This window comes from Limimaricola variabilis, assembly GCF_014195545.1.
Lineage (GTDB): Bacteria > Pseudomonadota > Alphaproteobacteria > Rhodobacterales > Rhodobacteraceae > Limimaricola > Limimaricola variabilis.
The window spans coordinates 150,981-164,979 of sequence record NZ_JACIBX010000003.1 but is presented as its reverse complement, the minus strand read 5'-3'; the positions used below and the strand labels follow the sequence as shown (position 1 = coordinate 164,979).

The window sequence follows — 13,999 nt, the reverse complement described above, 5'->3', positions numbered from 1 at the left end:
TTCAGGCCCTGTCCGACGCGGTCATGCCGCGCGCCACGTGGTTCTCGATCCGCTTCTGCTGCTCGGCGATCGCGTCGCGCAGGTTGGAGGGATAGGCCTCCAGCGGCGGGGGGCCGTCATAGAGGGCCTGCAGCGTCACGTCGCGGGCGATCGGCGCGGCGACCGACGAGCCGCCGCCGCCATGTTCGACCACCACCGACACCGCGAAGCGCGGGTTGTCATAGGGCGCGAAATTGACCCACAGCGCGTGGTCGCGCCGTTCCCAGGGCAGGTCGGCGTTGGAGGTGACGCCGCGCGCCCGTTCCTCGGCGGTGATCCGGCGCACCTGGCTGGTGCCGGACTTGCCCGCCATCTGCATCCCCTCGGCCACGATCCGCGCCCCGAAGCCGGTGCCGCGCTGGGCGTTGGAGACGTCGAACATCGCCGCGCGCACCCGGCGCAGAAAGTTCTCGTTGAGGCCCATCGGCTCGCCCGCGCCAGAGGGCTGGATCACGCCGCCCACCGAATGCACCAGCCGCGGCCGCACGTCGCGTCCGGTCGCCAGACGGGCCGACATCACCGCAAGTTGCAGCGGCGTCGCCAGCACGTAGCCCTGGCCGATCGAGGCGTTGACCGTGTCGCCGATCCGCCACGCCTCGCCGTAGCGGTCGCGCTTCCATTGCGTGTCGGGCGCCACGCCCATGCTCACCGCCGACATCGGCACGTCGTGCTCGACGCCGACGCCGAGACGGCGCGCCATTTCGGCGATGCGGTCGATGCCGATCTTCTGGCTGACCTCGTAGTAATAGACGTCGCAGCTCTCCTGCAGGGAGCGGTGCATGTTGACGTTGCCGTGCCCGCCGCGCTTCCAGCAGTGGAAGCGGGTGCCGCCCACCTCGGTATAGCCGGGGCAGTACTCGGTGTCCTCGGGGCCGACGAGCCCCGATTCCAGCGCCGCCATGGCGACCACCATCTTGAAGGTCGAACCGGGCGGGTAGGCGCCCTGCACGGTCTTGGCCGAGAGCGGGCGGTACTTGTTCTCGTTGAGCGCCCGCCAGTCGGGTCCGGAGATGCCCCGCACGAAGAGGTTCGGGTCGAATGTCGGCGCGGAGGCCACGGCGCGCAGGTCGCCGCTCTCCAGATCCATCACCACCACCGAGGCGCTCTCGCCCTCGAGCCGTGCCTCGGCGTAGCTCTGCAGCCGGCTGTCGATGGCGAGCTGGATATCGGCGCCCGACTTGCCTTCCTCGCGGTCGATCTCGCGCATCACCCGGCCGGCGGCGTTGACCTCGATCCGCTTGGTGCCGGCGCTGCCGCGCAGCACGTCCTCGTATTTCGCCTCGACTCCAGTCTTGCCGATCTGGAAGCGCGGGATCTGCAGCAGCGGGTCGGGATCCTCTATCTTCGAGAGGTCGTAATCCGAGACCGGGCCGACATAGCCCACCACATGCGCGGTGTCCGAGCCGCGCGGGTAATGCCGCGACAGGCCGACCTCGGCGGTGATGCCGGGCAGGGCGGGGGCGTTGACGGTGACCTTGGCGACGTCGTCCCACGGCACCCGCTCGGCCACGGTGACCGGCACGAAGGCGGGGCGGCGGGCCATCTCGGCCTTGGCACTCTCGACCTCCTCGGGCGACAGGTTGATCAGCCGTGCCAGCCGGTCGAGCGTGTCGTCGACATCGCCCGCATCCTCGCGGGTGATGATGACGCGGTAGTTCTGCTCGTTGACCGCGAGCGGCACGCCGTTGCGGTCGAACACCAGCCCGCGCGCCGGGGCGATCAGCCGCATGTTGATGCGGTTCTCCTCGGCGAGGCTGCGATAGATGTCGCCCTCGTCGACCTGCATCGAACGCATCCGCCAGCCCAGCACGCCGACCATGGCGAGCTGCGAGGCGCCGATCACCAGGCTGCGGCGCCCGATGCTGCGTGCGCTCTGCTGGGTTTCCTTGGGGGGACGTTTCATGTCGAGATCCTCCGTCGGGAGTCGATCTGGCCGCGGCCGATGCCCAGAACCCAGCGCGCCGCGAAGGCCACCACCGGGTAGGCCAGCGCCGTGGCGAGCGCCTGGCTCACCACCAGGGTCCAGGGCGGTGCCGGGATCACCGCGATCCACAGCACGAACTGCGTCGCCGCGAGGATGCCCGCGATGGCCAGCGCCGCGGCCAGCCATTCGGCGGCAAAGCCGCCGGCGCGCAGCCGGACATGCCTCCGCCGCAGCATCTCGGTCGCGATCACCGTCAGCGCGGCGCCGAGCCCCGGAGGCCGCTGGAACAGGAAATCGACCAGCAGCACCACCGCCGCGATCAGCCAGACCGGCACCAGCTCCGGGCGGCGGATCGTCCAGAGCAGCAGCGCGGCGAGCAGCAGGTCCGGCCCGGCCCAGCGCGGCGGCAGCGTGTCGAGCGGCAGCAGCCGCAGGAAGACCAGCGCCAGCGCCAGCGCGGCGAAGCCCGCCCGTCCGATCCAGAGCCGGGCCTGACGCGGGCTAGCCATCGGGGGTCTCCGCGCCGGGATCCGAGGTTTCGTCCACCGCGCCCGCGAGGCTCTCCGGGGCCGGGGCGGGCGGGCCGAACATCTCGCGCGGCTCCGGCACGATCAGCCGGCCGGTCTCGTCGACGGTCTCGGCCTGATGGCTGCGCAGCACCCGCAGGAACTCCAGCCGGCCGTAATCGGCGGCGAGCCGGATCCGCAGCCGGCCATCGGCGCCCAGCGCCACCTGGCCCACCAGCAGGTCGGCCGGGAACATGCCGCCATCGCCCGACGACACCACCCGGTCGCCAGGGCGCACCAAGTCGGGGTTCTCGAGGAAGTCGATCGGCGGGTAGAGCGTGTTGTCGCCCGCCAGGATCGCCCGCTGGCCCGAAGGCTGGATCGTCACCGGGATGCGCGAGGAAGTGTCGGTCAGCAGCAGCACCCGGCTGGTGCCCTGTCCGACTCCCGAGATCCGGCCGACCAGCCCGATCCCGTCCATCGCCGGCCAGCCATCGAGCACGCCGTCGCGGGCGCCGACATTGACCAGCACCGACTGCCGGAAGGGCGAGCCGCTATCGGCCATCACCACGCCGGTGATGTAGGTCAGCCGCGGGTCGAGCCGGACGTTGTTGAGATCGAGCAGCTTGGCGTTCTCCTGCTCCAGCTGCAGCGCCGCCTCGCGCCAGGCGCGCATCTGCTGCAGCTCGCGCCGGAGCTGCTGGTTCTGCTCGTGCAGATGCGCGTAGCTCTGGAAGTTGGAGGCCATGACGGCGAGCCCGGTGACCGGCGCCAGCGCCCAGTCGAAGGAGGGCAGGACCCGGTCGATCACCTCGGCGCGGATCCGCTCGACCCGCGGGCTGTCGATCCGCCACAGCGCGAACAGCGCCACGAGCGCCAGCAGCAGCAGCCCGACCAGCAGCCTGCGGATCGGTCGGGCGAAGGTCTCGCCATTGTGTCGTGCTTTCGCCAAGGAGCGGGCACCCCCTCGTCATCTGGCCATCCGGCCCCCGCCGGTCATCCGGTCGGAGGCCTGGCGCCGCGGGGGCGCCGTTCAGCTGTCGTAGTCTATCACATGGCGCAGCTGCTTCTCGTATTCCAGCGCCTTGCCGGTACCGAGTGCGACGCAGTTGAGCGATTCGTCGGCCACTGAGATGGCGAGGCCGGTCTGCTCGCGCAACGCGAGGTCGAGCTGGCCCAGAAGCGCGCCGCCACCGGTGAGCATCACGCCGCGATCGACGATGTCGGCTGCCAGATCCGGCGGCGTCGCCTCGAGCGCGGTCATCACCGCCTCGCAGATCTGCTGCACCGGCTCGGCCAGCGCCTCGGCGATCTGCGCCTGGCTGATCTCGGTCTCCTTGGGCACGCCGTTGAGCAGGTCGCGGCCCCGGATATGCATCGACTGGCCGCGGCCGTCATCGGGCATCCGCGCCGTGCCGATCTGGGTCTTGATGCGCTCCGCCGTGGCCTCGCCCACCAGCAGGTTGTGCTGGCGACGCAGGTAGCTGACGATCGCCTCGTCCATCCGGTCGCCGCCGACCCGCACCGAGCGGGCATAGACGATGTCGCCGAGCGACAGCACCGCGACCTCGGTGGTGCCGCCGCCGATATCCACGACCATGTTGCCGGTCGGATCGGTGATCGGCATGCCCGACCCGATCGCCGCCGCGATCGGCTCCGCGATCAGCCCGGCGCGGCGGGCGCCGGCGGACAGGACAGACTGCCGGATCGCGCGCTTTTCCACCGGGGTCGCGCCATGCGGCACGCAGACGATGATCTTGGGCTTCGAGAAGGTCGTCCGCTTGTGCACCTTGCGGATGAAATACTTGATCATTTCCTCGGCGACGTCGAAATCGGCGATGACGCCTTCGCGCATCGGCCGGATCGCCTCGATCGAGCCGGGGGTCCGGCCCAGCATCAGCTTGGCGTCCTCACCCACGGCGAGCACTTTCTTCACGCCGTCCTTGACGTGGTAGGCCACCACCGAGGGTTCGGACAGCACGATGCCCCGTCCCTTGACGTAGACCAGCGTGTTCGCGGTCCCCAGGTCGATCGCCATGTCAGACGAAAACAAGCTGCCCAATCCGAACATGGCGTGATCTATCCCGTTTCCAGTGTCATGAAAGCCCGCGATTCCGCATAAGGCGAGCCTCGCGCCTTATAGGCATGACGGGGCAGGGCGGAAAGGCCCCGTGGCCCCTGCGGTCAGCGCATTTTTGCCGTATCACGATAGCTTGCGCGGTGGAGACGGCGCGCGGGCGCCGTCTCCCGGGGCCTCACTGGCCCGCATCCATGTAGCCCACGCCCTTCACATCGGCGTTCGGCGCGGTCTTTTCGCGCCGCACCAGCAGTCGGTTCACGGCGTTGATATAGGCCTTGGCGCTTGCTACCACGGTGTCGGTATCGGCCGACTGGCCGGTGGCGATGCGCCCGTCTTCCTCGAGCCGCACCGACACGGTGGCCTGCGCGTCGGTCCCCTCGGTCACCGCCGCCACCTGGTAGAGCTGCAGCCGCGCCTCGTGCGGGAACAGCGCCTTGATCGCATTGAAGGTGGCGTCCACGGGGCCGTCGCCGGTGGCGTCGACCGACTTCTCCTCGTCGTCGATGGTCAGGGTCATCTCGGCGTGCTGCGGGCCCTCGGTGCCGCAGATCACCTTGAGCGACTTGAGCCGCACCCGGTCGGAGACCGCTTCGTTCTGCCGGACCAGCGCGATCAGGTCGTCGTCGTAGACCTCCTTCTTGCGGTCGGCCAGATCCTTGAATCGCACAAAGGTGTCGTTGAGCTGGTTGTCGGCCAGCTCGAAGCCCAGCTCCTTGAGCTTGGAGCGCAGCGCCGCGCGGCCCGAATGCTTGCCCAGCGGCAGCGAGGTGCCCGACAGGCCGACATCCTCGGGACGCATGATCTCGAAGGTCTCGGCGTTCTTGAGCATTCCGTCCTGGTGGATGCCGCTTTCATGCGCGAAGGCGTTCTTGCCGACGATCGCCTTGTTGAACTGCACCGGGAAGCCCGAGACGGTGGCGACGCGGCGCGAGATGTTCATGATCTTGCGGGTGTCGATGCCGGTGTCCCAGGGCAGGATGTCGTGACGCACCTTGAGCGCCATCACCACCTCTTCCAGCGCGGTGTTGCCGGCGCGCTCGCCCAGGCCGTTGATCGTGCACTCGATCTGCCGCGCGCCGCCCTCGACGGCGGCGAGGCTGTTGGCCGTCGCCATGCCCAGATCGTTGTGGCAGTGGGTCGCGAAGATGATCTCGTCGGCGCCCGGCACCTCGGCGATCAGGCGCCGGATCAGCTGGGCGCTCTCCATCGGGGCGGTGTAGCCCACCGTGTCGGGGATGTTGATCGTGGTGGCGCCGGCCTTGATCGCGATCTCGACGACGCGGGCGAGGTAGTCCCACTCGGTCCGGGTGGCGTCCATCGGCGACCACTGCACGTTGTCGCACAGGTTGCGCGCGTGGGTCACGGTGTCGTGGATCCGCTGCGCCATCTCGTCCTTGGTCAGGTTCGGGATCGCGCGGTGCAGCGGCGAGGTGCCGATGAAGGTGTGGATGCGCGGCGAGCGCGCATGTTTCACCGCCTCCCAGCAGCGGTCGATGTCCTTGTAATTGGCGCGCGCCAGGCCGCAGATCGTCGCGTTCTTCGACTGCTTGGCGATCTCGCTCACCGCCTTGAAGTCGCCTTCGGAGGCGATCGGGAAGCCGGCTTCGATGATGTCGACGCCCATTTCGTCGAGCAGCTCGGCGATCTCCAGCTTCTCGGCATGGGTCATGGTGGCGCCGGGCGACTGCTCGCCGTCACGCAGCGTCGTGTCGAAGATCAGGACGCGGTTTTCGGGACGGGTGTCGGGGGTGGTGGTCATCTCTCAATTCCTCTCGGGTCCGGGTGCTTTCTCCGGCGCGATTGTCCCCTCTGAGCGGTCGCGCCGATGGGCACGCTCAGAGGCGAGTAAGGAGAAGGAGGGTCCGAAGCGCGGGCAGGCCCGCGGGGGACGAGAAGGTGACGTTCCGGCTCATGGGCGGGACTATATCGCCCGAATCCGCGAAGAAAACCCCTAAGCGGTCAGAAGCCCCAACTCGGCATCCGAGGCCACGCGGTCGTACTTGTCGGCGGGCGGCATCGGCCGGTCGCGCCAGTCCGGCTCGAAGACGAAGCTCGACCGTTTCCGTCCCTCGGGCAGCGCGCCGTTGCCCGATCCCACGGCGTAATCATAGTAGAGCTTCACGATCTGGTCGTACCGCACCTGCTGCGCGGCCGGGTGCTCCAGGCAGGCCGTGCGCCAGCGGCGGACCCGGTCGTATTCCGGCGTCTCGGGCAGGGCGAAGCCCTCGTAATGCTCGAGGAACCAGAACCGCATCATCAGCGGCGTATAGACCACCTCCGCGAGGCCGTATCCGTCGAAGAACCAGGTGCCGTCGGGGTTGTGCCGTCGCAGCATCTCGTCCAGCCAGCGGTAATGCCCGAGCAGCGCCTCGCGCTTCTCGTCCATCTCGGCCCGGTCGGTGTTCATCACGAAGAGATAGCCCGCCATGCCGAAGGGTCCCTCGCGGGTGATGAACAGCCGCTCGATGCCGCGCTCGAACGGGTCGGCGCGGGCGATGCGCGGCTCGGCCCAGCGCTCCTCGACATAGCGCAGGATGACGAGGCTTTCCTTCAGGATGCCGCCAGCTTCGGTCTCCAGCACCGGCAGCGCCGTGGTGCCGCCGGTCTTCTCCAGAAGCCAGTCAGGCCGCGGCTGGGTGATGTCGATGACGTGGAAATCGACCGCGTCGGTGAGGCCCTTGAGCGCGAGCAGGATCTCCACCCGCTGCGAGAACGGGCAGACCGGGATGTGGTAGATGACGGGACGGGACATGCGCCCTCCTTCCTTGCCTCGCGGCATGATGCCACGCATGGCGACGTCCGTCACGGATTGACCGGGACGCCCGCCCGCCTAGCTCGGGCCGCATGACACAGGACATGAAACGCGCGCTCGTCACCGGCGGCGCCAAGGGAATCGGGCGCGGCCTCGTCGAGCGGCTAGCCCGCGAGGGTTGGCAGGTCGCGGCGATGGATCGCGACGCGGCGGCGCTGGGTGGTCTGCCCGAGGGCGCGCTCGCGATCGAGGGCGACGTCTCGGACGAGGCCTCGGTGCGGGCCGCGATCGCGGCCACCGGCTGGGACGGGCTCGACCTGCTGGTCAACAATGCCGGGCTCGCCGGGCCGGAGAGCGGGCCGGTCGAGGAGCTGGCGCTGGACGACTGGAACGCCTGGATCGGCACCAACCTCACCGGTGCGCTGCTGATGACCAAGCATTGCGTCGCGCTGCTGCGGGCGCGTCGGGGTGCGATCGTCAACATCACCTCGACCCGGGCGCATCAATCCGAGCCGAACACCGAGGCCTATGCCGCCGCCAAGGGCGGGCTGACCGCGCTGACCCATGCGCTCGCGGTCTCGCTCGGCCCCGAGATCCGGGTCAACGCCCTCGCGCCCGGCTGGATCGTCACGACCGGCTGGGACGAGCTGCGCGAGATCGACCACGCCCAGCATCCGGCGGGCCGCGCCGGCCGGCCCGAGGACGTGGCCGAGGCGGTGCTGTGGCTGGCGCAGGCGGGGTTCATGACCGGGCAGGAGGTGCTGCTCGACGGCGGCATGACCCGCAAGATGATCTATGCCGAGTGACCGCGCCCTCGTCATCGGTGCCTCAGGCGGCATCGGCGCGGCGCTCGCCTCCGAGCTGGAGGCGCGCGGCCAAGCGGTGACGCGGCTGTCGCGCCGCGATGACGGCTTCGATGCCGTCGACCCGGCCTCGGTGGAGCGGCATCTGGGGGCTCTGCAGGGGCCCTTCGACCTCATCCTCGTGGCGATCGGCATCCTCGCGCCCGAGGGGCAGGGGCCCGAGAAGTCGCTCGACGCGATCGAGGCCGATCACATGGCGCGGGTGATGGCGGTCAACGCGATCGGCCCGGCGCTGATCTTGCGGCATGTGCCGCGGCTGCTCGCGCCCGGCGGGCGGGCGGGGGTGCTCTCGGCGCGGGTCGGCTCGATCGGGGACAACCGGATCGGCGGCTGGCATTCCTACCGCGCCTCCAAGGCGGCGCTGAACCAGATCGTCCATGGCGCGGCGATCGAGCTTGCGCGCCAAGACCGCGACGCGATCCTCGTGGCGCTGCATCCCGGCACGGTCGAGACCGACTTCACCGCCCGCTATGCCGGGCGCCACCGCATGGTTTCGGCCGAGGAAGCGGCGCGCAACCTGCTGCAGGTGTTGGGCAATCTCGATCCGGCGCAGTCGGGCGACTTCTACGACTGGCGCGGCGAAGAGGTGCCGTGGTGAGAGTTGGTCGCGCGGCGCGCCAGCGCCGCGCCGTATAGGCCTACTCTTCGGAAGGTGTCTCCGAGGCGTCATCCTCTACGTCAGACGTGTCGGGCGTGTCGTCCGACGACACCTCCGGCGCATCCGGCTCCGGTGTCTCCGCCGGGATGTCCGCATCCGCCTCTGGGGTGGCATCGGTGCTCTCGGCTTCGGCTTCTGGCTCGGCGGGGGTTTCGGCCTCGGGCTCCGACCCCGTTTCCGCCTCACCGGCCGCCTCGCCCGGCTGCAGCACCGGAGCAGTGCCGACGAAGGCCCCGTCGCTCCAGCCGCCTTCCTCGGTCTCGCCGGTGGCGTAGCGCATCACGCCACGGCCCTGACGGCGACCGTCGCGGAACTCTCCCTCGTAGACGTCGCCATTGGCGTAGGTGGCGATGCCTTCGCCCTCGATCTCGCCATCGACCCACTGGCCCTCGTAGGTGAAGCCGTCGGGCATGGTGATCTTGCCCTGGCCGTGCCGCTGCCCGTCCTCGAAGCCGCCCTCGTAGACCGTGCCGTCGGCATAGGTGGCGACGCCCTGGCCCTCGCGCTGGCCCTCGACCCAGTCGCCCTCGTAGCTATAGCCGTCGGCATAGGTCATCCGGCCGCGCCCGTGGTTCTGGGCGGCCTTGAACTCGCCTTCATAGACGAGCCCGTTGGCATAGGTGGCAATGCCCTGGCCCTCGATCACGCCCTGGTTCCAGTCGCCCTCGTAGGTCGAGCCGTCCGGGTAGGTGATCTTGCCGGTGCCATGCGCGAGATCGTTCTCGAACTGGCCGACATAGACCGAGCCGTCGGGGTAGGTGACCTCGCCCTGGCCCTCGATCCGGCCCTCGACCCAGGCGCCGACATAGCGGTAGCCATCGGTGCCGGTGAAGGTGCCCTGGCCGTGCCGCAGGTCGTTCTTGAACCCGCCCTCGTAGACGTCGCCATTGGCGTACTCGACCCGGCCCGTGCCCTCGCGCTTGCCGGAAACGAACGCGCCCACATAGACGTCGCCATCGGGCTGCTCGAGCCGGCCCTCGCCCTCGATCCTGCCGTCGACCCAGCTGCCCTCATAGACCAGCCCGTCGGGCATGGTCAGCCGGCCCTCGCCGTCGCGCTCGCCCGAGCGCAGCGTGCCCTCGTAGACCGAGCCGTCGGGATAGGTGATCTTGCCTTCGCCTTCCTTGACGCCGTTGACCCACTGGCCCTCGTAGACATAGCCGTCAGGCCCGGTCAGGGTGCCGTTGCCGTGGTGCATGGCGTTGCGGAACTCGCCCTCGTAGCGGGTGCCGTTGGCGTATTCGGCGATGCCGCGGCCGGTGATCTTGCCGTCCTCCCACTCGCCCTCGTAGCTGCCGCCATCGGCGAAGGTGATCCGGCCCACGCCCTCGGGCTTGCCACGCGCGAACTGGCCCTCATAGACCGAGCCGTTGGGGAAGGTGGCGGTGCCGTCGCCGCGGATCTCGCCCTCGAACCACTCGCCGCGATACTCGTAGCCATTGGGCAGCCGGTAGCTGCCCTGGCCGTGCTGGCGACCGTTGAGGAAGGTGCCCTCGTAGACGCCGCCATCCTCGTACTGCTTGGTGGTGACCTCCTGCGCGAGGGCGACCTGCGCCTGCGCGAGACCGATCGCCGCCGCGAGAGTGAACGCGCGCATGGCTCGTGCCTGCATGACCGATTGCCCCCGATCGACGGGCCCGGTTCGACCGGCCCCTGTTTCCGCTTTCGCGGCAGAGTAGCGGCGGGTGGGGGGCAAGACAACAGCCGCGGCACCGTCGCGGCCGAGGCCGCGCGCATGTGTGACCGGGACTTGCGCCGCCCCCCGCGCTCCCTAAGCTGCGGACCGAGCAATGCGCCCGGAGGCACCATGACCGGCAACAAGACCCAACCCACGGGCGAGAGCGTCGAAGCCTTTCTCGCGGCCGTCGAACCCGAGCGCCGGCGCGAGGACGCGCAGGCGCTCGACGCATTGTTTCGCGAGGTGACGGGCTTCGTGCCGCAGATGTGGGGGCCGTCGATCCTGGGCTACGGCTCCTATGACTACGTCTATGACAGCGGCCGCTCGGGACGGTTTCTCGCCACCGGCTTTTCGCCTCGAAAGGCGAACCTCGTGCTCTACATCATGCCCGGCTACGACGAGGCTAACCCGATCCTCGCGCGTCTGGGCAAGTATCGGACCGGCAAGTCGTGCCTTTACATCAACAGGCTCGCCGACGTGGATCGCGGCGTTCTGGCGGAGTTGATCCGGCATGGGCTCGACCGGCTGGAGACCTTCTGGCCGGTGCATCCGATCTGAGCCGCCCCGCAAGGACCGAGATGACAGAAGACGACACGCCGCGGCCCGGCCGCTGGATCGCCATGGCCGCGCTGCTGGTGGCGGGCTTCATGAACCTGATCGACGTGACCATCGTCAACGTCGCGATCCCGTCGCTGCAGGCTGCCTTCGACGCCACCGACAGCCAGATCGAATGGGTGGTCGCGGCCTATATCCTGAGTTTCGCGTTGTTTCTGCTGCCCGCCGGTCGCCTCGGCGACGTGGTCGGGCGGCGGCGTATGTTCGTCTTGGGCGTGGTCGTGTTCACCCTGGCCTCGGCGCTGTGCGGCCTCGCGCCCGGCATCGGCGCGCTGGTCGCGGCGCGGGTGCTGCAGGGCGTGGGCGGGGCGATGATGACACCGCAGACCCTGGCGCTTGTCCCGGCGCTGTTTCCCCCCCGCGAGCGCGGCGCGGCCTTCGCGCTGTTCGGCCTCTCCGCCGGTCTGGCGAGCGTCACCGGGCCCGTGCTCGGCGGGTTCCTGATCGGGGCCGACATCGCCGGGCTCGACTGGCGGCCGATCTTCCTGGTCAACATCCCCGTCGGGCTGGTCGCGGTGCTGGGCGCGATGCGCTTCGTGCCGAAGGTGCCGGGCGACAAGGCGCTGCGCCTCGATCTAATCGGCATGGCGCTGGCGGGGTTGGGGCTGATGCTGCTGCTCTTCCCGCTCATCGAAGGCCGCCAGCTGGGCTGGCCGGGCTGGATCTTCGCCATGATGGCGGCGAGCCTGCCGGTCGGCGCGGGCTTCGTGCTGTGGCAGCGCCGGCAGGCGCGGCGCGGCGCGCCGCAGCTCATACCGGCGAGCCTGCTGGCCAATGCCGATTACGTCACCGGCTCCTCCCTCGCGACGCTGCTCTTCGCCGGGGTGCCGGGGTTCTTTCTGGTCTTCGCGGTGTTCCTGCAAGTCGGTCATGGGCTGACGCCGCTGCAATCGGGCGTCACCACCATGCCGTTCTCGCTCGGCGTGCTGGGCGCCTCGCTGGTGTCGGGGCGGCTCGGCACCCGCTGGCCGCGCCAGCGCATCGCCGTGGGCGCCTTGATGCTGGTCGTCGGGGTGACGGCGCTGCGGCTGCTGGTGCCGGGCGAGGAGGCGGCGCTGTCGCGGCTGGCTTTCGTGGCGCCGCTCGGGCTGGCCGGGCTGGGGCTGGGCACCGCCGTCTCGCCGCTGTTCCAGACCGTGCTGGCCAATGTCGCCGACCGCGACACCGGCGCCGGGTCGGGCGCGCTGCAAAGCTTCCAGCAAGTCGGCGGCGCGCTGGGCGTGGCGGTGATGGGGCAGCTCTTCTTCGGCGCGCTGCGCGCGGGCGGCGGCTACGGGGACGCGCTGACCGCCGCGCTGTGGTTCAACGCGGCGGCCTTCCTCGCCGTGGCGATGCTGGTCTGGCGGCTGCCCGAGCCGCGTCTCGTGCCGGGGCAGGGGCCCGACGGGGCGCCCGATCCCACCCCGGCGGAGTGATCACAGCATCAGCTGGTAGGTATGGGGCATCCAGCGGAAGCCCTCGCCCTCGGCGCTGACATAGCCCAGCCCGGGGAAGGGCATGTGGTAGCCCATCACCGGCATCCGGTTCTCGGCGGCCATCGACAGCACGCGGCGGCGCGTCTCGACCGCCATTTCCTTGTCGACGTCGAAGCTGACATGCCAGTCGGGCTGGCCCACCGACCAGACATAGTGGTTGGCGAGATCGCCCATCAGCAGCAGGTCGCTCTCGCCGCCCGCAACGGTGAAGACGAGATGCCCCGGCGTGTGGCCAAAGGCCTCCATCGTGGTGAGGGGGCCGACCTGATCGCCCTCGACGAGGAAGTTCAGCTCGCCTTCGAGCGGGCGCACCTTGCTCTCGAAGCCCTCGTTCTCCTGGCCGGCCCAGTAGTCGAACTCGACCCGGCCGGCGTGATGCGCGGCATTGGCGAAGGTCTTCTCGCCGGCCTCGGTCATCAGCCCGCCGATATGGTCGCCATGCATGTGGGTCAGCACGACATGGGTGACGTCCGAGGGCTGCTTGCCCGCCGCTTCGAGCGCGGCGGTGATGCCGGCGGGGTCGGTGCCGGTATCCACGAGGATCACCTCGCCGCCCGCCTCGATCAGCACCGGGTTGAAGAAGAACCGTGCCTTGTCCGAGGGGATGAAGTGCTCGTCGCTGACCTGCGCGAAGGTCTCGTCATCGACATTGAGCCCGAAGATCGAATGCGGATCGGGCACGACGCGGCTGCCGGCGAGCAGGTCGGTGACCTTGACGTCCCCGAGCATGAACACCCGGTGGGTCGGCAGCTCCATCTCCATGCCTTCGGCCTGTTGGGCGCGGGCGATGCGGGGCAGGCCGAAACCCGCCGCCATGGGCAGGGCCGCGCCGGCCACGAGAGCCGCGCGGCGGCTGATCGAATGGGACATGTCACCTCTCCTGTGCACTTGTGATGCCTTGGGAGGATAGGGCGCATGGCGCAGCCGCCTAGAGACGTCCCGCTTCGGGGCGGCGGATCACAGCCACCATTGGTCGATCGCGGCGATGTCGTCGTCGGACCAGCCGAAATGATGGGCGTATTCATGCACCGTCACATGCGCCACCATCTCGGCCAGCGTCACGTCGCCCCGCTCGGCCCATTCGTCGAGGATCGGGCGGCGGAACAGCCAGACCACGTCCGGCCCCTGCGGCACGTCCCAGTTCGACTTCTCGGTCATAGGGATGCCGTCATAAAGCCCGGTCAGGTCGAAGGCCTCCATCTGCATCTGCTCGAGAATGTCGTCGGGCGCGAAGTCCACGACCCGCAACGCCACCTCCGCGGCCGCTTTGCGGAACGGCTCGGGCAGGGTGGCCACGACATGGCGCGCGATCGCCTCGATCTCCTCGAGAGAGGGAGCGAGCGGGCTTTGGGCGAAGGGGTCGGGCAACTGGTCCATGGCCCCCGATATGGACAAAACGCTGCCCTTGT

At 69.5% G+C, this 13,999-nt stretch carries 13 protein-coding genes; 4 read left to right on the top strand and 9 right to left on the bottom strand.

The genetic code is table 11. From position 1 onward, the window contains the following. Position 1: 1 nt before the first annotated feature. The 6 genes from mrdA to FHS00_RS06445 form a co-directional block, all read right to left on the bottom strand. Entirely contained in the window at positions 2 to 1,942 is a 1,941-nt protein-coding gene (gene mrdA / locus FHS00_RS06470; RefSeq protein ID WP_183471028.1) for a penicillin-binding protein 2, read from the bottom strand. Next, positions 1,939 to 2,472, bottom strand: a complete 534-nt coding sequence (locus FHS00_RS06465) for a rod shape-determining protein MreD (RefSeq protein ID WP_183471025.1) — start codon at positions 2,470 to 2,472, stop codon at positions 1,939 to 1,941. The genes mrdA and FHS00_RS06465 overlap by 4 nt, the downstream gene beginning before the upstream one ends. Further along, on the bottom strand, positions 2,465 to 3,421 hold the full coding sequence (gene mreC / locus FHS00_RS06460) for a rod shape-determining protein MreC (RefSeq protein WP_183471023.1): 957 nt from the start codon (positions 3,419 to 3,421) through the stop codon (positions 2,465 to 2,467). Before mreC ends, FHS00_RS06465 begins: the two co-directional genes overlap by 8 nt. Positions 3,422 to 3,502: 81 nt before the next feature. Beyond that, entirely contained in the window at positions 3,503 to 4,540 is a 1,038-nt protein-coding gene (locus FHS00_RS06455; protein WP_085895516.1) for a rod shape-determining protein, read from the bottom strand. A gap of 184 nt (positions 4,541 to 4,724) precedes the next feature. After that, positions 4,725 to 6,308: a 2-isopropylmalate synthase gene (locus FHS00_RS06450; protein ID WP_183471021.1), complete on the bottom strand. Its 1,584-nt coding sequence runs from the start codon at positions 6,306 to 6,308 to the stop codon at positions 4,725 to 4,727. 192 nt (positions 6,309 to 6,500) lie between these two features. Beyond that, on the bottom strand, positions 6,501 to 7,301 hold the full coding sequence (locus FHS00_RS06445; protein WP_183471019.1) for a glutathione S-transferase family protein: 801 nt from the start codon (positions 7,299 to 7,301) through the stop codon (positions 6,501 to 6,503). A gap of 104 nt (positions 7,302 to 7,405) precedes the next feature. On the opposite strand from FHS00_RS06445, the gene FHS00_RS06440 reads away from it, so the two are divergent. Both FHS00_RS06440 and FHS00_RS06435 read left to right on the top strand, forming a co-directional pair. Continuing rightward, positions 7,406 to 8,107 (top strand): SDR family oxidoreductase, encoded by a 702-nt coding sequence (locus tag FHS00_RS06440; RefSeq protein WP_246391132.1) that lies wholly within the window; start codon positions 7,406 to 7,408, stop codon positions 8,105 to 8,107. After that, positions 8,097 to 8,762 carry an SDR family NAD(P)-dependent oxidoreductase gene (locus FHS00_RS06435; protein WP_183471015.1) on the top strand — a complete coding sequence of 222 codons (666 nt, stop codon included), beginning with the start codon at positions 8,097 to 8,099 and terminating at the stop codon, positions 8,760 to 8,762. Before FHS00_RS06440 ends, FHS00_RS06435 begins: the two co-directional genes overlap by 11 nt. A 40-nt stretch (positions 8,763 to 8,802) precedes the next feature. On the opposite strand, the gene FHS00_RS06430 is transcribed toward FHS00_RS06435, so the two are convergent. Further along, positions 8,803 to 10,419: a 2-isopropylmalate synthase gene (locus tag FHS00_RS06430; protein ID WP_183471013.1), complete on the bottom strand. Its 1,617-nt coding sequence runs from the start codon at positions 10,417 to 10,419 to the stop codon at positions 8,803 to 8,805. A 210-nt stretch (positions 10,420 to 10,629) separates the two neighbouring features. Between FHS00_RS06430 and FHS00_RS06425 the strand changes: the two genes are divergently transcribed. Both FHS00_RS06425 and FHS00_RS06420 read left to right on the top strand, forming a co-directional pair. After that, complete coding sequence (locus FHS00_RS06425) at positions 10,630 to 11,058, top strand: DUF1801 domain-containing protein (RefSeq protein ID WP_183471011.1); 429 nt, start codon at positions 10,630 to 10,632, stop codon at positions 11,056 to 11,058. 20 nt (positions 11,059 to 11,078) lie between these two features. Then, a complete protein-coding gene (locus FHS00_RS06420) occupies positions 11,079 to 12,530 on the top strand; it encodes an MFS transporter (protein WP_183471009.1) in 1,452 nt (483 codons plus the stop codon). On the opposite strand, the gene FHS00_RS06415 is transcribed toward FHS00_RS06420, so the two are convergent. Together FHS00_RS06415 and FHS00_RS06410 are read right to left on the bottom strand one after the other, a co-directional pair. Then, complete coding sequence (locus FHS00_RS06415) at positions 12,531 to 13,460, bottom strand: MBL fold metallo-hydrolase (RefSeq protein ID WP_183471007.1); 930 nt, start codon at positions 13,458 to 13,460, stop codon at positions 12,531 to 12,533. Between the two features lie 87 nt (positions 13,461 to 13,547). Beyond that, positions 13,548 to 13,967 (bottom strand): metallopeptidase family protein, encoded by a 420-nt coding sequence (locus FHS00_RS06410; RefSeq protein WP_183471005.1) that lies wholly within the window; start codon positions 13,965 to 13,967, stop codon positions 13,548 to 13,550. Positions 13,968 to 13,999 lie beyond the last annotated feature (32 nt).

What these genes read in the sequence shown, in the direction of transcription:
- FHS00_RS06440 (WP_246391132.1), top strand. Translation starts at nt 7,406, where the DNA reads ATGAAACGCGCGCTCGTCACCGGCGGCGCCAAGGGAATCGGGCGCGGC.
- FHS00_RS06420 (WP_183471009.1), top strand. Translation starts at nt 11,079, where the DNA reads ATGACAGAAGACGACACGCCGCGGCCCGGCCGCTGGATCGCCATGGCC.
- FHS00_RS06415 (WP_183471007.1), bottom strand. Translation starts at nt 13,460, where the DNA reads ATGTCCCATTCGATCAGCCGCCGCGCGGCTCTCGTGGCCGGCGCGGCC.
- mrdA (WP_183471028.1), bottom strand. Translation starts at nt 1,942, where the DNA reads ATGAAACGTCCCCCCAAGGAAACCCAGCAGAGCGCACGCAGCATCGGG.
- FHS00_RS06425 (WP_183471011.1), top strand. Translation starts at nt 10,630, where the DNA reads ATGACCGGCAACAAGACCCAACCCACGGGCGAGAGCGTCGAAGCCTTT.
- FHS00_RS06455 (WP_085895516.1), bottom strand. Translation starts at nt 4,540, where the DNA reads ATGTTCGGATTGGGCAGCTTGTTTTCGTCTGACATGGCGATCGACCTG.
- FHS00_RS06445 (WP_183471019.1), bottom strand. Translation starts at nt 7,301, where the DNA reads ATGTCCCGTCCCGTCATCTACCACATCCCGGTCTGCCCGTTCTCGCAG.
- FHS00_RS06450 (WP_183471021.1), bottom strand. Translation starts at nt 6,308, where the DNA reads ATGACCACCACCCCCGACACCCGTCCCGAAAACCGCGTCCTGATCTTC.
- FHS00_RS06465 (WP_183471025.1), bottom strand. Translation starts at nt 2,472, where the DNA reads ATGGCTAGCCCGCGTCAGGCCCGGCTCTGGATCGGACGGGCGGGCTTC.
- FHS00_RS06430 (WP_183471013.1), bottom strand. Translation starts at nt 10,419, where the DNA reads ATGCGCGCGTTCACTCTCGCGGCGGCGATCGGTCTCGCGCAGGCGCAG.
- FHS00_RS06435 (WP_183471015.1), top strand. Translation starts at nt 8,097, where the DNA reads ATGCCGAGTGACCGCGCCCTCGTCATCGGTGCCTCAGGCGGCATCGGC.
- FHS00_RS06410 (WP_183471005.1), bottom strand. Translation starts at nt 13,967, where the DNA reads ATGGACCAGTTGCCCGACCCCTTCGCCCAAAGCCCGCTCGCTCCCTCT.